Source organism: Desulfovibrio sp. JY, assembly GCA_021730285.1.
Lineage (GTDB): Bacteria > Desulfobacterota > Desulfovibrionia > Desulfovibrionales > Desulfovibrionaceae > Solidesulfovibrio.
Map to the genome: position 1 here is coordinate 2,040,762 of CP082962.1, position 18,429 is coordinate 2,059,190.

Sequence of the window (18,429 nt, forward strand, 5' to 3'; positions counted from 1 at the left end):
ACGTATGGCCTGGGTTGGTACGGCGGGGCCATGTTTATAAAGCAAGAACCAGTCCAACGTCTCGTTGGCTGTATCTAACCGGAAATGAAGGGACAATATCGAGAGGGGGCGGCTGCCGCATCCCTCCCGTTTGTCTGATTCAATCCCCGCCCCGTGTCCGTATCATTTTGTGATAGGGGCGGCCGACGCCGCATCCATCTCTCGGGCGGCGTCCGCCACCATGTCCGGCGTGGCGTAGCCGAGCTGGCACAGCACCTCGCGCAGCGACGGACAGGAGGTTTCCTGTTCGCGCAGGGCCTGGGTCAGCTGGTCGGTGGTGATGTAGCCCTGGCCGACCAGAAAATCGCCGAACCGGCCCGTGGACTGGGCGTGGGAAAGGAAGCGCGCCTCGGCTTCCTGGAGCCGGGAATAGTCGAGGATGTTGCTCCGCACCAGGATGTCGCCGAGCCGCGTGTAGCATTGGCGGCGCTTGCGGGCGGCGTCCTCGAACTGTTCCTCGGTCACGAGGTTGCGATTCTTGAGGTGTTGGGCGACGGAGCGGCTCTCGGCGGCGTCCGTGTCGGCCAGCCGCTCGAAACCGCGCCGCAGGGCGAAGGCCAGATCGCTTTTGGTGGCCAGAAAGAGTTCGATGGAGCGGCCGGCGGCCTTTTCCATGTCCATGAGGGCCTGGGGCGAAGGCGGGTTTTCCACGGCCACGGCCAGGGAGCCGCTCGGCAGGATCTCCAGGGGAAAGGCGTCGTTGGCCATGGCCACTTCGCGCGGCAGGGCGGCGATGGCGTCCACGGGGACCTGATAGGGGTCGATCGCCCGGGGCTCCAGGCGGAATTGCAGTCCCAGCACCTGGATCAGCTCGTGCTGGCTGGTCAGCCCCATGTCCAGGAGCACCTGCCCGAGGGGCTGCCCGGTCTGCTTCTGGCGCTCCAGGGCGGCGTCGAGCTGGGCGATGGTGACAAAGCGCCGGTCCAAAAGCAGGTCGCCCAGGCGGCGGCGGTAGCTCACCAGTTCCGCTTCCGAGGGATAGATGTGGTCGGTCTTGTCCCAGGCGATGACCTTGCCGGTGGCCAGATAGCGGGCATAAAGCCGCAGCGCCCGCATGGTGGCCACGAAGTTGATGGTATTGCCCCAGATGAGCCGGGGAGCGGAGAGCAGTCCCTGCCAGAAGCCGTAGACGCGCCAGACGTAGAGCATGCGTATGGTGGCGCGCCAGAAAAAGAAGAAGAGGTTGGCCAGCAGCAGGTACCAGGGCCATGTCCCGGCCTCGACGACGGGCGGGTAATGGTAGGCTTCGGGAAACAGCTTTTGGTACAGCCACAGCGCCCCGACGACCGGGACGATGCAGTTGGCCATCATGCTGATTTGGTTGGTCAAAAGGGCCTTGCGGTCGCGGTAGAGCATGTAGCGGTTCCAAAAGCCGCCCTGCCAGCCGAGGCTCGCCCAGCCTTGCAAGGCGATGCCCATGATCCAGCGGGACTTCTGGCGCACCGCCTCTCGGAAGGTGCGGGGGAAGTATTCGCGGATGACGATGAATTCCGGCTTGGTCACGGCCTTGGGCTTGCCGGTGAAAAAGCCCTTGCGGCTGACCCGGCGGTGCAGCACCTGGCGCACGAACACCTGGCGCAGGCCGAATTTACGCATGCGCAGGCCGAAGTCGTAGTCCTCGGTCAGGGAATCGATGTTGAACAGCTGGTTGTTGTTGTCCGCGGCCAGCGTTTCCAGGGCTCGGCGGCTGTAGCCGCTGCCCACCCCGGCCGAGGGCACGGACTTGCTCAGGATTTCCCGCACCAGCATGTCCCGGGCATGGTTTTCGGCGAATTCGTCGGCGTAATGGCCGGCCGTGAAGCGCCACCACTTGGGGATGAGCGGAAAGACCGGCAACTGGATCATGTCCTTGCGGGGAATGAGGTAGTTGAAGAGCTTTAAATAGAGAGGATGGACCAGATCCTCGGAGTCGTTCATCACGAAGATTTCAAAGGTGATCCCGTGTTCCTTTTCGAAGTGCTTGATGCCGGCGTAGACCCAGTTGAGGCAGTCGGCCTTGTTGGTGGGGCCGTCCTTGGGGCAGACAATGCGGTTGACGTTGCCGTAGACCTCCCGGGCCAGGTCCACTTCCCGTTGGGTCTTGGGGTCGTTGGGGTAGGTGCCGACGAAGATCTGGTAGTTGGAATAGTGGATGGTGCGGATGGTGTTGTCCAGCATGCGCCGGATGACGGCCGATTCGTCCCAGCAGGGGATCATGATGGCCACGGGCTTTTCCGGCGTCGCCAGGAGCAGTTCCTCGGTCAGGGGCGGGTGTTTGCGCCGGATGATCAGGTACCGGTAGGCTTGGCGCAGCATGTAGACGATATCGATGAAAAGCTCGTCGAAGCCGCTGAGCAGGAAAATGACGCCAAGGCCGATCAGCAACAGTTGGAGCCCGAGCAGGGCGTAGGGCATGATGAGGTCGAAGGTGGTCATGGCTGCGTGCCCTCCTGGCTTTGGAACTGTTGGCCGGCCGGGAGCACGGGCCGGTCGCCGGCGGCGAAGCGGCAGATGGCTTCGGCGATGCGGCCGGCGGCCTTGCCGTCGCCGTAGGGATTGGGGCCGCGCCGCATGGCCTCCCGGGCCGTTTCATCGGTCAAGAGCCGCGTTGCCTCGGCCACGATGGTCGCCCGGTCCGTACCGACCAGCCTGGCCAGCCCCAGGCGCGAGGCCTCGGGCCGTTCGGTGACCTGGCGCAAGACCAGCACCGGGGTGCGGAAGGTCGGGGCCTCCTCCTGCACGCCGCCGGAATCGGTCAGAATCAGGCTGGCGTCGCGCATGAGCAGCACGAAGGACCGGTAATCGAGCGGGTCGGTCAGATGCACGTTCGGCAGCCCGCCCAGGGTGGAAAAAGCCACCTCGCGGACATGGGGGTTGCGGTGCACCGGGTAGATGAAGGGCACGTCGGGAAAGGCCCGGGCCAGATCGGCCACGGCGTCGCAGATGTGGCACAGCGCCTCGCCCCAGCTTTCGCGGCGGTGGGAGGTGACCAGCACGAACCGGCCGGCCTGGGGCGCGAGTTCTTGCAGCAGCGGGCAACGTCCCGGCCCCAGGGTCTCGGACAGCCCGAGCAGGGCGTCGACCACGGTGTTGCCGGTGACGATGATGCGCTCCGGGTCGTGTCCTTCGCGCAGCAATTCCTCCCTGGCCAGGGGGGTGGGGGCGAAGTGGAGCCCCGCCAACACGCTGGTCAGGCGTCTGTTGGCCTCTTCCGGAAAGGGGTTGGCCATGTCGTGGCTGCGCAGTCCCGCCTCCACGTGCCCCACCGGGATGCCGCCATAAAAGGCGGCCAACGAGGCGGCGAACACGGTGGTGGTGTCGCCCTGGACCAGCAGCATGTCCGGTCGCAGCCGGGCGAGGCATTCGGTCAGCCCGCCGATGGCGGCTTGCGTCAGGCCGGACAGGGTCTGGTCCGGCGTCATGAGGGCCAGGTCCACATCGGGCTCGATGGAAAAAAGCGAAAGGGCCTGGGCCAGCATTTCCCGGTGCTGTCCGGTGGAAACAATGCTGTGGCGCAACGTGTCGCCACGCGCGGCCAGGGCGTGGATCACCGGGGCCATCTTGATGCCTTCCGGCCGCGTGCCGACGATGACGGCGACATGGTATTTCTCGGACATGCCTGCTCCTTCCGGGATCAGACCGTGGGCATGGTTTCCCTTATTTCGGATAAAAACGGTCTGAAATCAATCAATATAATAACCAAGCCCGGAGAGGACGCAAGGGGGCATGGCCGCACCGCGTCCCTACGGGCCGCGGAGTGTGCGGATGGAGGGGAAAGGGGAGAGTCCGGCTAGATGGTCAGGTCCAGGACGGAGCCCTTGGCCAGGGAGGGCTGGACTCCGGGCAGGACGCCCGGATCGATGCCGGCGTCGTCGCCGTACTGGCCTTGGAGGTAGGCGTCGGCGGCGGACAGGGCCGTGCCGAGGCCCTTGCGGTCCGCGCCGGTCTTTTCGAGGCTCGCGGTCAGGATGTCCGAGATGGCGTCGGCCGTGGCGTCGCCGAAGCGCTTGGACACGTCGTCGATGGCCGAGGCCAGGGTGGATTGGAGCGTATCCGTGGTCCCGGTGCCGTCAGAGGCGTAGAAAAGCTCGTTGTGGCCGTTTTGGAAATAGCCGTTGACCGCGTCGTTAAGCGCGCCGTTGAAATTGGCGATGGCCGCGTCGCCGGCGGCGATGCCGAAATTGCGGTCGATGAACTTGAGCGAGGAGACAAGCGCGTTGCCCACGGCGTCCTCGCCGCCCGAGCCGTCGCCCACGCCCTTGACGATGATGCCCATGACCGCCGTGGCCGCCGCGTCGCCGTGCTTTTCCCGGATGGCGTCGATGGCGCCCGACAGCGACGTTTGCAGGTCCCCGGCCGCGCCGCTGTCGATGAGCGCGCCGGCGTTGCTGGCGGATTGGGCGTTCTGGAGCCGGCGCAGGATTTCGGCGGCAAAGGTGTCCGAGGTCGTGCCGGAGGATTGGGCGGCCAGGACCGGCGTGGTTTCGGCCTTTTCGGAATAGCGCCCGAGTTTGAGCCCCCGGGCGTCTGCCTGGCTGGTCTGGGGGAGCAGACTGGAAAGGCCGGTCTGCTGGGGAGTAAGGGCCGTAATCCGCATGGGCGTTCCTCGACAATGCAATCCGTATGAAGCCTATCGGACGTTTCCCGCCGGGCTTTAGGCCCGCGATTGCCTCGTGCAACCCCTTCTGGTAGGTCCATCCCCACAAGATCGCGCATCAACGAAGAGCAGGCGACCCCCGTTGCACCCGGAAATCCTCCATATCGATCTGACCGCCGCGACGTCGCGCCGCGTCCCTTGCGACGCGTCTGCCCTTGGCCGCGCCCGGGGCGGCCGTGGGTTGGCCGGGTTGCTTCTGGACGAAAGCGCGCCTGATGCCGCCGTCTGTTTCGCGCCGGGGCGTCTGGCCGGGTTCGATCTGCCCGGGGCCGGACACGTTTCCCTGGCCTTTCTCTCGCCGCGCACCGGCGGGGCGGCCGTCACGACCCTTGGCGGCTCCCTGGGGCATGCCCTGGCCCGGGCGCGTCTTGCCGGCGTGGTCCTCACGGGCAGATCGGTCCATAAGGTGGGCCTCGCCATCCGCGACGACGCCGTCGGCTTCGTCGACGCCGCCGGGTTGGCCGGCCGGACCACCACGGAAATTTTCGACGGTTTGCTTGGGGAATACGACGCGGCGGCGGTGACCGGCCCGGCGGCGCTTTCCGGTTCGCTCCTGGCCACGGTGGCGGCCGACCGCTGGCACGATGCCGGCGGCACGGGCGCGGGGCTGGCCCTGGCCGCGAAAAACCTCGTCTTTCTGGCCGCCACGGGCACGGCCGAGGTCCGCCCGGCAGACGCGGCCGGTCTGGACGCGGCCCGGGCCGCCATGGAGCGCCTCATTGCCGCCGCCCCGACGCTGGCCGGACCGTGCGGCTTCGGCCGGTTCGGCACCGCCGCCCTGGTCGATCTGACCGCCGGGCGGCGCATGCAGCCGACGGACAATTTCCGGCGCACCTTTTTCCCCGAAGCCCCGGCCGTCAACGCGCCGCGCCTGGAAGCGCTTTTCCATGGCCATGGCGAAACCTGTCCGGGCTGTCCGGTCGGTTGTCGCCGGGTGGACGCTCGCGGACGGCTTTTGCCCGATGTGGACGCGCTGTCCCATTTCACGGCCCTGCTCGGGCTGGCCGATCCGGATCTGGCGGTTTTCGCCCGGCAATACTGCCTGGACCAGGGCCTCGACGCGGCGGGCTGCGCGGTGGTCCTCGCCGCCGAGGCCGAACGGACCGGGGAATCCCCGACGCCCGAGGGCGTGCGCCGGGGGCTCGCTTCGCTTGCGGCCATGGACGATGCCGGCCGGGCGCTCCTTGCCGCGCCGGCCCTGCGGGTGAAGGGCGTGGAACTGCCGGCCTTCGATCCGCGCGGGGCCTACGGTCTGGCCCTGTCCCTGGCCGTTGGCGCGTCCGGTCCCGATCCCTGGCGGGCCGGCTGTCTGGCCCATGAGTTGTTGCGCAAGCCCGTGGCCACAGAGCGCTTCACCTTCGAGGGCAAGGCCCGGGCCGTTTTTCTGGGTGAGGCCGCCGTGGCCGCCGTCGCCTGTCTAGCCGGCTGTCCCTGGCTTGGGTTGGCCATAGGCCTGGAGGAATGGGCGTTGGCCCTGGCCGCCGTCACGGGCGAACCGGTCGCGGCCGGCGATCTGGCCGATCTGGGCCAAGAGGTCGTGGCTCGGGAGCGCGCCCAAAACGCCCGGTGCGGTCTGACCGCCGCCGAGGACGACCTGCCGCGGCGTTTTTTCGTCGAACCCGGCTCGGGCGGGGACGGCATCGACGTGCCGCCGCTCGATCGCGCCGCCTTTCTGGCCGCCCGGGCGAAATATTACCGCTTGTGCGGCCTGTCCGCCGAGGGGCTGCCGGCTTCGGCCCCGAAGGAAAAGGACGCGCCATGGACGCGCTGACAAGCCTTTTCGCCGACCGGCTGGCCCGGGCCGGCCTGTGCGCGCCCGGCGCGGCGGTGATTGCCTGCGTCGACGACGCCGTCACCTTTTCCCGCGACGACGCCCCGCAAAACGCGATGCTGGCCGAAGCCGCGGCCCGCCTTGGCGCGGCCTGCCTCATGCTCGTGCCCCCGGCCGAGCCCTACCGCGCCATCCTGGAATTTCTGGCCGCCCGCGAGGCTCCGGCCATCCGCCCCCGCGACTGCGAAACGCGCACCTTCTTCCACGACATCCCGGTCGTCGAACGCCCGGACGCGGCGCTGGTCGCCGAGGCCCTGTCCCGGCGCAAGGGGGCCTACCTGCCCGGCCACGGTATCCTGGCTCACGGCGCGCTCTCGCCCGAGCAGGCCTTTATCACCGTGTCCTCGGTGGCCTTTGCCGGATTCGTGAAGTTTTTTTCCGATTACCTGGCCGCCCGCCGCGTCGGCGTCCGCGACGGCGAGGCGGATCGCGCCTTCGAGACCGCCGTGGCCCATCTGCCGCCGCCGCCGGAGCGCGTGCCGCCGCTTCTGCCCGGCCCGTTTGCCGACCGCGAGGCCGCTCTCGCCGCCATGGCCGAGGCCGGACGCGCCACCGTGGCCCTGGGACTGGTCGATTCGGTCTTCGGCAACATCTCCTATAACCTTGCCGGTACGCTGGCCATCAGCCAGACCGGCAGCGCCCTGGACGCCCTCGAAGGGGCCATCGACCTGTGCCCGCTCGACGGCTCGTCCTGTGCCGGGCTCACCGCCTCGAGCGAACTCTCGGCCCACGCCGCCCTGGCCGAAAAAGACGGCCGCAAGGCCATCTTGCACGGTCACCCCAAATTCGCCGTCATCATGTCCATGGACTGCGACGAGCCCCATTGCCGCAACCGCGACGCCTGCCACGTCGCCTGCAACAAATCCCGCTTTCTGGACGACATTCCCATCGTGCCGGGCGAGGTCGGCTGCGGCCCCCGGGGCCTCGTCCACACCATGCCCCCGGCTCTGGTCGGCCGGCGCGGCGTGGTCGTCCTCGGCCACGGCGTCTTCACCATGGGCCGCGACGACTTCAATGAAGCCCTCGTTGCCCTTTGCGCCATCGAAACATCCAGCCGCGCCCGCTATTTCGAAACGCTTGCGCGCTACAAAGCCTGATACGGAGCCACCCATGCACGAGCCGCAGACCCCTTCCCAACCGACCGTCAGCATCGTCATCCCGGTCTATAACGAGATGGAGACCCTCCCCGTCGTGCTGGCCAAGGTGCTGGCCCGGCCGGAAACCTGGGAAGTGGTCCTTGTGGACGACGCTTCTTCCGACGGCAGCCGCCAGTACCTGCAAGGGCTCGACGGCTCGGACCGCATCCGCGTGCTGTTCCACGAAAAAAACCAGGGCAAGGCGGCCGCCCTGCGCACCGGATTCGCCGCCGCCGCCGGCGACGTGGTGCTCATCCAGGACGCGGACCTCGAGTACGACCCCGAAGACTACCCCGTGCTGCTCGACCCCATCTTTTCCGGCAAGGCCGACGTCGTCTTCGGCTCCCGCTTCCTCGGCGGCCCCCACCGCGTACTGTATTTCTGGCATTCCGTGGCCAACAGGTTGCTGACGCTCTTCTCCAATATGTTAAACGACATCAACCTCTCGGACATGGAAGTCTGCTACAAGGTCTTTCGCCGGGAAATCCTCCAGCAGATCCACATCCAAAGCGATCGCTTCGGCGTCGAGCCGGAACTGACCGCCAAAGTGGCCAAGCTTCGGGCCCGCATCTACGAAGTGCCCGTCTCCTACTACGGCCGCACCTACGAGGAAGGCAAAAAAATCGGTTGGCGCGACGGCATCGCCGCCGTCTGGTGGATCATCCGCTTCGGGCTGTTGCATCGCGGCTAGGCCGGCGCGAGGATCACGTCCGTCGGGTCGCCTGTTCAAGCGCCAGTAGGGCCTTTTTCCGATCGAGCCCGCCGGCGTAGCCGGTGAGTGCGCCGCTTGCGCCGATGACGCGGTGGCAGGGGATGAGGATCGAAAGGGGGTTGCGCCCCACGGCCGCGCCCACGGCCCGCGCGCCGCTTGGCCGGCCGAGCCGCCGGGCCAGCTCCCCGTAGGTGGTCGTCTCGCCGTAGGGGATGGCGCGAAGCGCCTGCCAGACGGCCTTCTGAAACGGCGTGCCCCTGGGATCGAGCGGAATATCGAAGTGCCTGCTCCGGCCGGCCAGATAGGCGGTAAGCTGCGCCGCCGCCCGAAGGCACACGTCCCCCGGCGGCTCGGCTCCCGGCGTCGGCATTGCGGCCGGAAAGTGTTTTTGCCCCAAAAACCAGGTGCCGAGCAGCCTGCCGTCCTCGGCCACGAGCAGCATGGGCCCCAGTGTGGTGTCATGGTGGACAGCGGTTCGCACGGCCAGCCTCCTTATAATGTTCGCCACAGGTGCATGACGGCATAGGCCCGCCACGGCCGCCAGGCCTCGGCCCGTTGCAGCACGCGTTTGGCATCGGCTTCGCCGAGCGCCTTTTTCACGCCATGGTCCGTGTGGGGAAAGGCGTCCGGCCAGCCAAGCGCCCGCATGGCGATGTACTGGGCCGTCCATTCCCCGACGCCGGGCAACGCCCGTAGCGCATCGAGGGTTGCGCCCGGGTCGGCCGCCGGCGACAGGACGACGTCCCCGTCGCGTACGGCCCGGGCCAGCGCGAGAATCGCCCGGGCCCGGCCGGCGATCACGCCGAGCGAGGCGATGGCGTCCACGGACAGCGCCGCCACGCGCCCCGGGTCCGGAAACACGGTGGTCAACGCCTGGAAAGGCGTCTCCAACGGTTCGCCAAAAGCCGCCGCGAAACGACGGGCCAGGGTGCGGGCGGCGGCCACCGTCACCTGCTGGCCGAGAATGGCCCGCACCGCCACTTCGAAGCCATCCATGGCTCCGGGCAGGCGCACGCCCTCATGCCCGGCGGCAAGTCCCGCGAGCCCGTCGGCAATGGCCCAAGGATCGCAATCCAGGTCGAAAAGATGGGAAACGCGGGCCAGGACCGGCGGCAAGACCGGCATGAGCCCGGCCGACACCGTGACCCGCAAGGCGTTTTTCCCCGTAGCGTCGCTTACGGCGATCCATCCCGCATGGGCCGCGCCGTGGCGCGAGAGCTGCACCGTGCGGCGGTAGATGCCGCCTTCCACCTCTTCGACGCCGTCAACGGCCCGCGCGCCCAAAAAGGCGAGCAGGCTGGCCAGATCGTAGGGCGGGCGATAGCCGAGCCGCAGGCTCGGCGCATCCGTGGCCGGGGACTCGCCGGCGGCGTGGGCGCGCAGGCGTGTGGGCGACAGGCGGTAGCGGCTCGAAAAAAGCGCATTGAAGCGGCGCAGGCTGGAAAATCCGCTGGCAAAAGCCACGTCCGTCACCGGCAGAGAGGTCTCCGTCAGCAGCTTTTTGGCTAAAAGCAGACGTTGCGTCTGGGCGAAGGCCACGGGCGAAACCCCGAAGCGGCTTTTGAAGACGCGGCGCAAATGCCGGGCCGTCACGCCAAGCCTGGCGCACAGCCCTTCGATGCCGCCATCCTCCAGGCAGCCCTCGCCCATAAGTCGCACCGCCGCCTCGGCCAGCCGGGGGCCGGACCGGACCGTGGATAGCCCCGGCGCGCTCTCCGGCCGGCAGAGCAGGCACGGCCGAAAACCCGCCGCCTCGGCCGCCGCCGCGCTGGGGAAAAAACGGCAATGCTCCGCTTTGGGCAATCTGGCCGTGCAAACAGGCCGGCAATAGATCCCCGTCGACGTCACGCCCACGAAGAAGCGGCCGTCGAAGCGGGCATCCCTGGCCTGGTAGGCCCGGTAACAACTGGCGGCATCAAGCGACATGCACCCAGGCTACCGCTTGCCCACGGACGTGGCTAGCCGTTTTCGGACATGGCTGTGGCTTGGCGGAATGGGAGCCGGGCAACGTGGGGCTGGCCGGGGCTCTGCCCCGGACTCCGCCAGGGCGCTGCCCTGGACCCGCCGGGAGGCCACGGGCCCCCCGGCCCCCCCGTCCGGTGTGCTTTGGCTTGACGGGGGTGGGGTTGGCGGGCGGGAAGGCGGAGTGTGGAGAAGATGGCGACGGCATTTGCCGGGACGGTGCATGTCGCTTCGCGACAAGCTCGTCTCCGGCAAATGCCGCCGCCACCACGCCGTCGCCCCTTCGGGGCGACAAAAATAAGGAATTTTTCTTTTGGAAGTCTTGAAAGAGGCGGTGTTTCGTTGCCCACTCCTATGAAAGTTTTTGGGGAGGGTGGGGGTCCGGGGGAGGGAACCCTTTTTTGAAAAAAAGGGTTCCCTCCCCCGGGTGCCTTCCCTTCTTCTCCCCTCTACCCCTTCACATGCAACGCGCTGGCGTCGGCGAGGAGGTCGTTGATGCGGGCGACCATCTGGTGCGGGTCGGACAGGTAGCCGTCGAGGAGCAGGGCGGAGTCGTAGAGTTGTTCCACGGCCTTGCCGAGAAACGGGTCGGCGTCGTCGTTGCGGTAGATGGCGAGCAGGTTGCGGATGAGCGCGTGGTCGCGGTTAAGTTCCAGGGCTTTTTTCGGGACCGAGGAGTCCTTGGTGACCATGCGCATGATTTTCTGCATGCTCGAGGTCATGTGGTCGTCGGGGGAGACCAGGCAGGACGGGCTTTGGGTGAGCCGGGTGGACAGGCGCACTTCGGTGACGCGGTCGCCGAGGAGTTCCTTGATCTTTTTGAGGAAGTCGTCGAGGGAGCCTTCCTCGTCCTTGGACAGTTCCGGCGTTTCCTTTTTGGGGGCTTCGCCGGCGAAGGCGTCCAGTTCGCCGGCTTCGACCAGCTCGGCGGATTTGATGGTCAGGTCCTTATAGGTGCGGATGGAGTCCATGATGAACTCGTCCACGGGCTCGTAGAGGTAGAGGACTTCGAGGCCCTTGGCCCGGAAGATTTCCAGGTGCGGGTTTAAGTCCAGGGCATCGCGGGACGGGCCGGACAGGTAGTAGATGGACTTCTGGCCTTCCTTGGCGCGTTCGACGTAGGCGGCGAGGGAGGTGTCGTTGTCGTCGCGTGCGATGGCCGAGGAGTCGAAGCGCATGAGTTCGGCGAAGGTTTCGCGGTGGGCGAAGTCGCCGTAGCCGAGCTTGAGGGCCTGGCCGTGTTCCTTGAAGAAGGTGGCGTACTTGTCCGGGTCTTCCTTGGCTAGGCTTTTGAGCTTGTCGAGGACCTGCTTGACGATGACGGTCTGGATTTTGCGCAGCACCAGGTTTTCCTGGAGCGTTTCGCGCGAGAGGTTGAGCGGCAGGTCTTCGGTGTCGACCACGCCGCGCACGAAGCCCAGGTATTCGGGGATGAGCTCCTTGACCTCCTTGGAGATGAGCACCCGGCGCACGTAGAGGTCGAGGCCGTTGTGCAGGGCGTCGCGGAAGGCCATGGGGCCGAGTCCCTTGGCCGGGACGAAGAGCAGGGCGGTGAACTGCACCGGCGCGTCGACGCTGATATGGATGGTGGCCAGGGGCTCTTCTTCGTCGTAGGTCAGGAACTTGTAGAATTCCTTGTATTGTTCCGGGGTGACGCTGAATTTGGACTCGCGCCACAGGGCGGGCAGGGTGTTGGTCTTTTCGCCGTCGACCAGGACGGGGAAGGAGATGAAATTGGAGTGCTTGCGCAGGACGTCCTTGACGCGCTGCGGGTCGGCGTACTCCTTGTTTTCCTCGTTCAGTTCGATCTCGATGGTGGTGCCGCGCGGGACGTCGCCTTCCACGGCCTCGACGGAGAAGCTGCCCGAACCGTCGGAGATCCAGCGGGCCGGGGCGGCATCGGGGGTGAAGGAGCGGGAGGTGACGGTGACCTTGTCGGCGACCATGAAGACCGAATAGAAGCCCACGCCGAACCGGCCGATGAGGTTGGACGCGGCATCCTTGTTTTCGGCCACGGACTTCATGAAGGCCTCGGTGCCGGATTTGGCGATGGTGCCGAGGTTTTCGACCAGCTCGTTCTGGGTCATGCCGCAGCCGGTGTCGGCGATGGTGAGCTTGCCGCCTTCCTTGTCCGTGGTGATGCGGATTTCGAGCGGCGCCTCGGCGTCGGCAATGGCGGTTCCCTTGCTTATTTCGAAGCGCAGCTTGTCCAGGGCGTCGGAAGCGTTGGAGACGAGCTCGCGCAGGAATATTTCCCGATTGGTGTAGATGGAGTGGGTGATGATATCGAGGAGCTTACGGATTTCGGCTTTGAATTCGTGGGTTTCCCCTGCTGCGGCGGTCATGGGTCACTCCTTGTTGCGTGGTTTGGCCGGCCGGCGTGCGGCCGCAAAAAAGGCTCGCACCCCTCGGGCGGGTCGGGCCTGTGGGGGGATGCCCCGTCGGAAATATAAAAAGGGAGATAAGCAGGGGAGGGGACGTGTCAAGGGCGTGGCGTGTGGCGGGGCATGTGTGGCGGGAAAGTGGGCGCGCCCCATTGACAGGCCGGGGGTGTTGTTTATTTTCGGCTGTGAAGCGCAACCTTTGTCGGAGGTGCAGATATGGTTATTGATCTTGGTCCGTTTTACGGCGCCAACACGCCATTCGACCGGCTGTTCGAGTCCTTGTGGCCGGCCATGTCCATCAGCCAGCGCAGCGTGGCCTATCCGCCGATCAACATCGGCGAGGACGACGACAATATTTACGTGCGCTGCGAGATTCCGGGCATGGACATTGCCGATCTCGACCTGACGCTGACCGATTCGAGCCTGGTCATCAAGGGCGAGCGCAAGGCGGTCAGGGGCAAGTATTACCGCCAGGAGCGGCCCACGGGTTTTTTCCAGCGGGTGGTCAACGTGCAGGCCGCGGTGGCCCGGGAAAAGGTGACGGCTTCCATGCACGACGGGGTGTTGGAGGTCGTTTTGCCCAAATCGGACGAAAGCAGGCCGAAAAAGATCAGCATCGAGGCCGTGTAAGCGCGCCGGCGCGATTGCCGCAGGAGGACGATCATGACGGAAGGCGGTTTGAAAAACGAGGAGCGCCGGCTGCCCCGGGTGAAGCCGGCCACGGATATCATCGAGAAGGAAGACGGGTTTTATATTTACGTCGACATGCCGGGCGTGGCCAAGAGCGATCTGGTCATCGACCTCAATGAGGACGAGCTCAAGGTCTCGGGCAAGGCGGAGTATGTGTTGCCCGAGGGCCAGAAGCTCGGCCATGTGGAGTTCGGCGGGGGCGAGTATTTCCGCAGTTTCACGGTGTCGCACATCGTGGACAAGGAACGGATCAAGGCCACGCTTCGGGACGGGGTGCTGGAACTGCATTTGCCGCGTCAGGAAAAGGCCCAGCCCCGTAAAATCCAGATTCAGGCAGGCTAGATGCCGCATTGGTATGGCCGGGATGCGCAAAACGCATCCCGGTTTTGTTTTTTGTGGGGAAGAGAGGATATTTGTTCGAAGTTTCAAAATGAAAAATCAATATTTCAAAAATGTAATGTTAAGGTAGCCTTCGCTACTGCTTGAGGTTTGTGCTGTGCAGAAAAGGTGTTAGTGACATTTTCGTTCCTTCGTGTTGACAAGAAGGGGAAAGAGCCGCACTGTCCGTCGCCATTGCGGCATTTCGCAGGAATATCTCAAGGAGATGGTATGGAAGATTATCTCAAAAGCGCGCTGGAGATCGTCAAGGCCCAGGCGTCCGTGCGCAACATGACCGACGAAGAGATCACCTCCATGGTCCGTCGGCTGGCCATCGGCATCCGGGACATCAGCGGCGAGGCTCCTGCCGGCGAAGCGGAACAGACCGTCGGCATGGATCCGAAAAAGGCGATCAAGGAAAAATCCGTCACCTGCCTGGAATGCGGCAAGTCGTTTAAGGTGATCACCAAAAAGCACCTCGCCTCCCATGGCCTGACCCCGGAAGAGTACAAGGCCAAGCACGGCTACAAGAAGTCCATGCCGCTGGTTTGCAAGTCATTGCAGCGGGATCGGCGCAAAAAGATGAAGGATATGCGGCTGTGGGAGAAGAAGGGAAAAGTGGTGGCCTAACGCGGGGCTTTCTGCTATCCGGAAAACCGAATATGGGACTGGCCGCGCCGGACCTTACCCGCGCCGTCGTTTCCGGGGCGTCGGGTTTGGGCAGTCGCGGCAATCATACGAGAAGGAGATCGCACGCACATGGCTAAAACTGACATCATCGCCAAAATCCAGGCCAATGCCGGCATCGCCACCAAGGCCGAGGCGGGCAAGGTTCTTGACGCCGTCCTGGCGGCCATCCAGGATTCCCTGGCTGCGGGCGAGGCGCTGACCCTGACGGGCTTTGGCACCTTCAAGGTGTCCGAACGGGCGGCGCGTACCGGCCGCGATCCCCGCACCGGAAACGCCATCGACATCCCGGCCTCCAAGGCTGTCCGCTTCACCCCGGGCAAGACCCTCAAAGACGCCGTGAAGTAGTTTTCTTTCGCCCTTTGGGCGCAAGGCCGCGGGAAACCGCGGCCTTTTTTTATGGGAAACGGGCGCGTCGTCCGTTACAGCGGCGCCCAGCCGAGCAGCGAAAATCCCGTTTCCGGGTCCTTGGACCGGGCCAGATCCGTGCCCAGGATCTCGATCACCACCACCTCGAAAATCTTCCACACCTCGAGCCCCGGCCGCACGCAGCCGGCCCGCGTCTCCTCGCCGCGCCCGAGCACGCCGTGCATGTGCAGCATCGGCTTGCCACCGATGGCGGAGGGAAAAAGCGTGCCCACGGCCGCGGCCTCGTGCACGCGGGAAATGGCCGCGAACATGGTCGTCGGCGGCATGACCGTGCCATCCTCCGGCCCGACCACCAGCTTGCCCTTTTCCAGCCCGCCAAGGGCCAGCACCACGGCCGAGGTCACTTCCCGCTCGGCGGCGAACGCTTCGATGGCGTCCGGAATGCGGTCGCCGTCGCCGAGGCGCAACACGAACACGCGGCCGATGTGGCCTTCGGATACGATCATGCCATCCTCTCCGTTTTTTTTCTGGTTACCAAAGCGCCGGGCAAGACAACAGGCCAGGCCGCGCCAGGGGCGTCGCGCCGTCGGCGCGTTCGCCGTGGCGGCTTGCGGCCAGGCGGGACAGGGGTTCCCGTCGCGGTGGGCTTGGTGCGTGTCGCCCGGGCCGCCGCGATGTGGGAGGGCCGAAAGGCGTCGGAAAATGTCCCGGTGGGGGCGGTCATGGCGTCACGGGCGTGCGACGCGCTCCGTCGACAGCCCCCACCCGGCGGACATCCGCGCGCATCGCCAGGGACCGCGCGGGATTATGCGGAAAAAGCCGCGCCAGACGGCGCGGCATGGATCAGCCCGTGTCGTGCCCTCGAAAGGCGCGCAAACAAATTTCGAGGGCAACACGCTTGAATGTTCGTTTTTTGAAAAATACCGACGTATTTTTCAAAAATCTCGGCACTAGGCCTTGTTGAATTCGCTCTTCGGGGCGCCGCAGACCGGGCAGACCCAATCCTCGGGGATGTCTTCGAACTTGGTGCCGGGGGCCACGCCGTTGTCGGGATCGCCGGCGGCGGGGTCATACACATAGCCACAGATGCTGCACTCGTATTTGTCCATGATAAAGCTCCTTTGGGGTTGAGCCGGGTCGGCATTCCTTATTTGCCCGCAGCGCCGGGTCCACAAGGGTTCCCTTGCCTGCGCGGCAACAAGGTCATTCGGTCGGCGGGGCGCCGAAAAGGCATCCGCTTGCGCCTGCCGCATCGGCGGATGCGGCCCCACCGACAGTCCATAGCGACAGTAAATAGCGATCACGCCGGCTCAAGTCTATCCTTTAGTTCATACCAAATTGTCAAGACCGGCCGTGATCCCGGTTCACTCCTGGCGAAACTGTTCCACCAACTCGGCCAGATGGTGGGCCATGGAGCGTACATCGCCGATGCGGGTATTGGCGTCGGCGATCTGGCGGGCGATATCCTTGGACAGCTCGTTGATGTGGCTCACGCTGCCGTTGACTTCCTCGCTGGTGGCGGACTGTTGCTCGGAGGCGGCGGCGATGTTGCGCACCATGTCGGCGATGCGATTGGACTGCTCCACGATGCGGGTCAGCACGAGGCCGGATTGTTCGGCCATGCCCGCCGTCAGTTCCACCTTGGATTTGGTGTCGTTCATCCCGGCCACGACCTGGCGCGTGCTGTCCTGGATGTCGGTTATGGCCGTGGCCACCTCGGCCGTGGCGGTCATGGTCTTTTCGGCCAGTTTTCTAACCTCGTCGGCCACGACCGCGAAGCCCCGTCCGGCATCGCCGGCCCGGGCCGCCTCGATGGCGGCATTTAAGGCGAGCAGGTTGGTCTGGTCGGCGATGTCGCCGATGACGGTCAGGACCTGGCCGATATTGACGGTCCGGGTCTCGAGGTTGCCCAGGGACCCGGCCAGTTCGGCGGTCTTGACCGAGACCTGCTTGGTTTCGTCCACGGTGCGGGCCACTTCCTGCCCGCCGTCGATGGCGGCCTTGGTGGCCACGTCCGAGGCCTGGGCCGTGTCGCCGGCGTTCTGGGCCACCTCGAGCACGGTGGCGTTCATCTCCTCCATGGCCGTGGCCACGCGCTCGGTCTCGCGGGCGGTGTTCTCCACGCCGCCGGTGAGCTCGCCCATGCTGGCGGTCAGCACGTCCGAGGCGTCGGACAGGCTCTTGGCCACAGCGGTGACTTCGTCGGCCACGGCCAGAAGCTTTTCGCGCTGGGACCGGATGTGGTCCTTGTCCTTTTCCTCCTGGGTCAGGTCGATGAGCACGCCGATGACGCCGACCACCTCGCCCGAGGCGTTCTTGAGGGGGGAGATTTCGTAGTGCAGGGGGAAGACCTGGCCGTCGGTGCGGGTGAAGCGGGTAAATCCGCTCGAGCAGTCCCCGGAATCGAGCACCCCGGCGCAGCCCGAGCGGCCGTCCTCGCGCTTGAAGCTGTCGACCACGAGCTCGCCCAGCATTTCGGCGTCGGTCTTGCCGAGGATATGCTGCAGCGGCGTGTTGACGAATTCGAAACGGCGGTCCTTGCCGGCCACGAAAATGGGGATGATCACGCCGTTTAAAATGCCCTTGTTGTATTCGAGCTGATCCTTGATGGTGCGCACCATGGCGGAGAGGTTGACGGCGAGCTGAGCGATTTCATCCTGGCCCGGCACATCGAAGGAAAGGTCGAGGGAGCCGCGGCTTATGGCCTCGGACAGGCCGGCCAGCTTTTTCACCCGGCCGACCACGGAATATTTCATGAAGAGCAGCAGGGCGACGAGCAGGGCGGCCATGCCGCCAAGGGACAGGCCGGCGCTTTTGAGCTGGTCGTCCGTCAGGCGGGTCAGTTCCGGGGTGATGTCCTGGACCACCACCATGGCCCCCAGGATGGGCTTGGACGCGCCGTGGCAGTGGTGGCAGGCCGGTTCGTTTCGCACCGAGCCCACGGCCACGAAGGACTTCGTCCCGGCCCAGGGCAGGATGGCGCCGCCGTGGAAGTCGGCGGCCAGGGCTTTTCGCACCAGCCCCGTGACGTTCGCGTCCGCGGACAGGTCGGTGAAATCCCGGCGCTGGGCGGCCGGGTCCGTGGAGTAGGTCACGTTGCCGTTGAAATCGGTCAGAAAGACCCGGATATCGGTATGGGCCGCGGCCATCTTGGTGAACTGGGCCGCCGTTTCTTCGTTCTTGCCGAGGCGCATGGGCTCTTCGATGGCCATGCGCAGGATGCCGCTTATGCGGCGGGAGGTGCGGTCGATCTGGGCCACGGAGCCCTGGCGCTGCCAATGGGCGTTGGCCCAGAAAAGGCCGCTGAAGGCGAGGATGGTCAGGCCCGAAACGAGCAGGAGCACCTTGAGTCCAAGCGAGCGCGAAACGACTCCCATCCCTTCCCCCTGGTGGCATGTCCGCGAAAGGCGTCGGCGCGCGTTCCACGGGCAGCACATTTATTTTTCGATACCCGTGTGCAACCCTTGTCTGTGGCTGATTAAAAGATTGTGGTTGGCTGGTCGGCGTCCGGGGGTTGCGGCCGCGCGCGGCGCATATTTGAAGAATACGCATTCGCGCCCGTCACACCCCGCGCGCCATATCCGGGCGCACATCCCTGCCGCTGA

At 65.7% G+C, this 18,429-nt stretch carries 16 protein-coding genes; 7 read left to right on the plus strand and 9 right to left on the minus strand.

Going from position 1 to position 18,429, the window contains the following annotated elements; genetic code table 11:
* Positions 1 to 162 precede the first annotated feature (162 nt).
* The 3 genes from K9F62_09100 to K9F62_09110 form a co-directional block, all read right to left on the minus strand.
* A complete protein-coding gene (locus tag K9F62_09100) occupies positions 163 to 2,454 on the minus strand; it encodes a glycosyl transferase family protein (protein UJX42812.1) in 2,292 nt (763 codons plus the stop codon).
* A complete protein-coding gene (gene wecB / locus K9F62_09105; GenBank protein ID UJX42813.1) occupies positions 2,451 to 3,635 on the minus strand; it encodes a UDP-N-acetylglucosamine 2-epimerase (non-hydrolyzing) in 1,185 nt (394 codons plus the stop codon). Before wecB ends, K9F62_09100 begins: the two co-directional genes overlap by 4 nt.
* Positions 3,636 to 3,808: 173 nt before the next feature.
* Positions 3,809 to 4,615, minus strand: a complete 807-nt coding sequence (locus K9F62_09110) for a hypothetical protein (protein ID UJX42814.1) — start codon at positions 4,613 to 4,615, stop codon at positions 3,809 to 3,811.
* A gap of 142 nt (positions 4,616 to 4,757) precedes the next feature.
* On the opposite strand from K9F62_09110, the gene K9F62_09115 reads away from it, so the two are divergent.
* From K9F62_09115 to K9F62_09125, 3 genes are read left to right on the plus strand one after another with little or no spacing between them, the layout of a single operon-like run.
* Positions 4,758 to 6,446: an aldehyde ferredoxin oxidoreductase gene (locus tag K9F62_09115; protein UJX42815.1), complete on the plus strand. Its 1,689-nt coding sequence runs from the start codon at positions 4,758 to 4,760 to the stop codon at positions 6,444 to 6,446.
* Positions 6,434 to 7,603: a class II aldolase/adducin family protein gene (locus K9F62_09120; protein ID UJX42816.1), complete on the plus strand. Its 1,170-nt coding sequence runs from the start codon at positions 6,434 to 6,436 to the stop codon at positions 7,601 to 7,603. Before K9F62_09115 ends, K9F62_09120 begins: the two co-directional genes overlap by 13 nt.
* 13 nt (positions 7,604 to 7,616) lie before the next feature.
* Entirely contained in the window at positions 7,617 to 8,333 is a 717-nt protein-coding gene (locus K9F62_09125) for a glycosyltransferase family 2 protein (protein ID UJX42817.1), read from the plus strand.
* A 13-nt stretch (positions 8,334 to 8,346) separates the two neighbouring features.
* Here K9F62_09125 and K9F62_09130 read toward each other — a convergent pair whose 3' ends face one another.
* The 3 genes from K9F62_09130 to htpG form a co-directional block, all read right to left on the minus strand.
* Positions 8,347 to 8,796: a methylated-DNA--[protein]-cysteine S-methyltransferase gene (locus K9F62_09130; protein UJX43177.1), complete on the minus strand. Its 450-nt coding sequence runs from the start codon at positions 8,794 to 8,796 to the stop codon at positions 8,347 to 8,349.
* A 50-nt stretch (positions 8,797 to 8,846) separates the two neighbouring features.
* Entirely contained in the window at positions 8,847 to 10,280 is a 1,434-nt protein-coding gene (locus K9F62_09135) for a helix-turn-helix domain-containing protein (GenBank protein UJX42818.1), read from the minus strand.
* 485 nt (positions 10,281 to 10,765) lie between these two features.
* On the minus strand, positions 10,766 to 12,661 hold the full coding sequence (gene htpG / locus K9F62_09140) for a molecular chaperone HtpG (GenBank protein ID UJX42819.1): 1,896 nt from the start codon (positions 12,659 to 12,661) through the stop codon (positions 10,766 to 10,768).
* A gap of 255 nt (positions 12,662 to 12,916) precedes the next feature.
* On the opposite strand from htpG, the gene K9F62_09145 reads away from it, so the two are divergent.
* From K9F62_09145 to K9F62_09160, 4 genes are all read left to right on the plus strand, one after another.
* On the plus strand, positions 12,917 to 13,330 hold the full coding sequence (locus tag K9F62_09145) for an Hsp20/alpha crystallin family protein (GenBank protein ID UJX42820.1): 414 nt from the start codon (positions 12,917 to 12,919) through the stop codon (positions 13,328 to 13,330).
* Between the two features lie 33 nt (positions 13,331 to 13,363).
* On the plus strand, positions 13,364 to 13,732 hold the full coding sequence (locus K9F62_09150; GenBank protein ID UJX42821.1) for an Hsp20/alpha crystallin family protein: 369 nt from the start codon (positions 13,364 to 13,366) through the stop codon (positions 13,730 to 13,732).
* Between the two features lie 267 nt (positions 13,733 to 13,999).
* Positions 14,000 to 14,398, plus strand: coding sequence for a MucR family transcriptional regulator (locus tag K9F62_09155; GenBank protein ID UJX42822.1), 399 nt, complete (start codon positions 14,000 to 14,002; stop codon positions 14,396 to 14,398).
* Between the two features lie 129 nt (positions 14,399 to 14,527).
* Complete coding sequence (locus tag K9F62_09160; GenBank protein UJX42823.1) at positions 14,528 to 14,803, plus strand: HU family DNA-binding protein; 276 nt, start codon at positions 14,528 to 14,530, stop codon at positions 14,801 to 14,803.
* 74 nt (positions 14,804 to 14,877) lie between these two features.
* On the opposite strand, the gene K9F62_09165 is transcribed toward K9F62_09160, so the two are convergent.
* The 3 genes from K9F62_09165 to K9F62_09175 all read right to left on the minus strand — a co-directional run bounded on the left by K9F62_09165 (position 14,878) and on the right by K9F62_09175 (position 18,201).
* Complete coding sequence (locus tag K9F62_09165; protein ID UJX42824.1) at positions 14,878 to 15,330, minus strand: DNA-binding protein; 453 nt, start codon at positions 15,328 to 15,330, stop codon at positions 14,878 to 14,880.
* A 444-nt stretch (positions 15,331 to 15,774) separates the two neighbouring features.
* A complete protein-coding gene (locus K9F62_09170) occupies positions 15,775 to 15,933 on the minus strand; it encodes a rubredoxin (protein UJX42825.1) in 159 nt (52 codons plus the stop codon).
* A gap of 255 nt (positions 15,934 to 16,188) precedes the next feature.
* The gene (locus K9F62_09175; protein ID UJX42826.1) at positions 16,189 to 18,201 is read right to left on the minus strand and encodes a methyl-accepting chemotaxis protein; all 2,013 of its coding nucleotides are present in this window, start codon (positions 18,199 to 18,201) and stop codon (positions 16,189 to 16,191) included.
* Positions 18,202 to 18,429: the final 228 nt, after the last annotated feature.

Coding starts and splice junctions, on each gene's coding strand:
- K9F62_09135 (UJX42818.1), bottom strand. CDS start 10,280: ATGTCGCTTGATGCCGCCAGTTGTTACCGGGCCTACCAGGCCAGGGAT.
- K9F62_09165 (UJX42824.1), bottom strand. CDS start 15,330: ATGATCGTATCCGAAGGCCACATCGGCCGCGTGTTCGTGTTGCGCCTC.
- K9F62_09100 (UJX42812.1), bottom strand. CDS start 2,454: ATGACCACCTTCGACCTCATCATGCCCTACGCCCTGCTCGGGCTCCAA.
- K9F62_09120 (UJX42816.1), top strand. CDS start 6,434: ATGGACGCGCTGACAAGCCTTTTCGCCGACCGGCTGGCCCGGGCCGGC.
- K9F62_09150 (UJX42821.1), top strand. CDS start 13,364: ATGACGGAAGGCGGTTTGAAAAACGAGGAGCGCCGGCTGCCCCGGGTG.
- K9F62_09170 (UJX42825.1), bottom strand. CDS start 15,933: ATGGACAAATACGAGTGCAGCATCTGTGGCTATGTGTATGACCCCGCC.
- K9F62_09125 (UJX42817.1), top strand. CDS start 7,617: ATGCACGAGCCGCAGACCCCTTCCCAACCGACCGTCAGCATCGTCATC.
- K9F62_09145 (UJX42820.1), top strand. CDS start 12,917: ATGGTTATTGATCTTGGTCCGTTTTACGGCGCCAACACGCCATTCGAC.
- K9F62_09110 (UJX42814.1), bottom strand. CDS start 4,615: ATGCGGATTACGGCCCTTACTCCCCAGCAGACCGGCCTTTCCAGTCTG.
- wecB (UJX42813.1), bottom strand. CDS start 3,635: ATGTCCGAGAAATACCATGTCGCCGTCATCGTCGGCACGCGGCCGGAA.
- K9F62_09175 (UJX42826.1), bottom strand. CDS start 18,201: ATGGGAGTCGTTTCGCGCTCGCTTGGACTCAAGGTGCTCCTGCTCGTT.
- K9F62_09130 (UJX43177.1), bottom strand. CDS start 8,796: ATGCTGCTCGTGGCCGAGGACGGCAGGCTGCTCGGCACCTGGTTTTTG.
- K9F62_09160 (UJX42823.1), top strand. CDS start 14,528: ATGGCTAAAACTGACATCATCGCCAAAATCCAGGCCAATGCCGGCATC.
- K9F62_09155 (UJX42822.1), top strand. CDS start 14,000: ATGGAAGATTATCTCAAAAGCGCGCTGGAGATCGTCAAGGCCCAGGCG.
- htpG (UJX42819.1), bottom strand. CDS start 12,661: ATGACCGCCGCAGCAGGGGAAACCCACGAATTCAAAGCCGAAATCCGT.